General features: G+C 55.8%; 2 protein-coding genes. One reads left to right on the top strand and one right to left on the bottom strand.

Annotation, left to right across the window (positions count from 1 at the left end; all coding sequences use genetic code 11):
* Positions 1-272, top strand: a 272-nt coding sequence (locus CKO11_RS17080; RefSeq protein ID WP_223641496.1) for a hypothetical protein, incomplete at its 5' end; no start/stop codon positions are given.
* A 299-nt stretch (positions 273-571) separates the two neighbouring features.
* Here CKO11_RS17080 and CKO11_RS17075 read toward each other — a convergent pair.
* Positions 572-970, bottom strand: coding sequence for a hypothetical protein (locus CKO11_RS17075; RefSeq protein WP_223641493.1), 399 nt, complete (start codon positions 968-970; stop codon positions 572-574).
* Between the last annotated feature and the right edge of the window lie 262 nt (positions 971-1,232).

Below are 1,232 nucleotides of genomic sequence, written 5' to 3'. Positions count from 1 at the left end.
AAGGACAGCCCAAAATTGTGTTTCTGAAGGAGCTTCAGGTTGCGTTTTGGGGCCGAAAAAGTGTTTTCGGTGATTTTTGTCAACCTGACGCCCCGAAACCCCTTATTTTATTGGATTTCGGGGTTGCACAAGGTTGCGTTTTCCGGGTCTCGCGCGCAAAACGCAACCACTTTGGGGGTATTTTGTTACGGCTTTGTTATCATTTTGCCCAAAAACGCAACCAAAAGGCAACCAGAATGCAACCCAAACGCAACCCTCTGCGGACTGCGTGATTGGGACTTAGGCGATCTTAGAGCCCGTGGAGCGCCATACGCAGCGCGGCTTCCCCGAAGTGGTCGTTCATGGCTTGACGCAGAAAAAACTTGGGCCGAATGTCGCTGATGCGGACTTAGCTGCCGCATGCATTCGAAGGATCTATGACCGCTTCGAGGGACGAATTTCGGAGCCTGCTCGAGGCCAAGCTCAGCGGCTACTTTGAAAACCGGTCTACAAGGAGTGCAATGATCGAATTCCGCTGAATTGAATGGGTTACAGGGCTAATACAACGGATCCCCCGCATGGGGCTTTTTTTCTAAAGTGGACTCGTGCTCCCTCCTCCTGGTGTCGTCTCGCCACCACCCCCCGTATTGCCGGGGCCACCAATGCTCGTATTTGTGCCACCAACCCCAAGCCCGAAGTCGATGCTGCGGCTCTTGAGTCCATAGCCGAGATCAAGGCCGATGTAGCTGTTCTTGCCGAGATAGGCGGCGCCGATGGTGGGGCGGAATTCTCTGCCGCCGAACATGTAATCCACGCCGAGGCTGCCGACGAAATTGTCTTGCTTGTCGTCGGAGAAGACGCGCAAGCCGATGCCGGTATCGACCTTGCCCGCGCCGAAGGAGAGCGAGAGGCCGAAGCCGAGGGTGGGATCGGCGATTGCGGGAGCGGTGAGGGAAAGAAGAAGCGCCGTGGCCAGAATTGTCGATTTCATAACGGATAGCTCTGAACAAATTTTTGGAAAGGCTACCCCCCCCGGCTGTTCTGGCCATGGGTTTGATCACGCAGGACGCGAGATAACCGCAAATGTTTTAGGCGGGACACAACCGCATGGCTGGGTGATAGAAGTGTAAGCGTCCGGGCTGACTGCTCTGCCGCGTGGTGAGAGAGGCGGATAGTGTCCACCATCGATAGTGGACACTATGGTGATGGCGTGGCGCGTCGGACGAAGCGGCTTTGGACGGATGAGGAGAAGC

Origin of the sequence: Rhodobacter sp. TJ_12 (genome assembly GCF_020023995.1) — a bacterium.
Lineage (GTDB): Bacteria > Pseudomonadota > Alphaproteobacteria > Rhodobacterales > Rhodobacteraceae > Rhodobacter.
Note: the sequence above shows the minus strand (reverse complement) of the source record. Positions and strands in the feature narration are given on the sequence as shown.

What these genes read in the sequence shown, in the direction of transcription:
- CKO11_RS17075 (WP_223641493.1), bottom strand. Translation starts at nt 970, where the DNA reads ATGAAATCGACAATTCTGGCCACGGCGCTTCTTCTTTCCCTCACCGCT.